This is a genomic window from Limosilactobacillus reuteri, assembly GCF_020785355.1.
In the GTDB taxonomy this organism is placed as follows: domain Bacteria; phylum Bacillota; class Bacilli; order Lactobacillales; family Lactobacillaceae; genus Limosilactobacillus; species Limosilactobacillus reuteri_I.
The window spans coordinates 1-572 of sequence record NZ_JAJGVH010000011.1 but is presented as its reverse complement, the minus strand read 5'-3'; the positions used below and the strand labels follow the sequence as shown (position 1 = coordinate 572).

Annotated in this window: 1 protein-coding gene; it reads left to right on the top strand. The window is 41.4% G+C overall.

Translation table 11 applies throughout. The annotated features are described in order from the left end of the window. On the top strand, nt 1–572 hold a 572-nt coding region (locus tag LMB56_RS00055; RefSeq protein WP_229287838.1), incomplete at both ends, for an NEL-type E3 ubiquitin ligase domain-containing protein.

The following is a 572-nucleotide window of genomic DNA, read 5'->3' as shown; positions in this document are numbered from 1 at the left end:
GAGTTGCTTAAGCTTTCACTCATGCTTACTGAGTTACTCAAGCTCTCGCTCATTGAGACTGAGTTACTTAAACTCTCACTCATTGAAACGGAGTTGCTTAAGCTCTCGCTCATTGAGACTGAGTTACTTAAACTCTCACTCATTGAAACGGAGTTGCTTAAGCTCTCGCTCATTGAGACTGAGTTACTTAAACTTTCACTCATGCTTACTGAGTTACTCAAACTCTCACTCATCGAGACTGAGTTACTTAAACTCTCACTCATTGAAACGGAGTTGCTTAAGCTCTCGCTCATTGAGACGGAGTTACTTAAACTTTCGCTCATTGATACCGAGTTACTCATGCTTTCACTCATTGATACCGAGTTACTCAAACTCTCACTCATTGAAACGGAGTTGCTTAAGCTCTCGCTCATTGAAACGGAGTTGCTTAAGCTTTCGCTCATTGATACCGAGTTACTCATGCTTTCACTCATTGATACCGAGTTACTCAAACTCTCACTCATTGATACCGAGTTGCTTAAGCTTCCACTCATGCTTACTGAGTTACTCAAACTCTCACTCATTGAAACGGA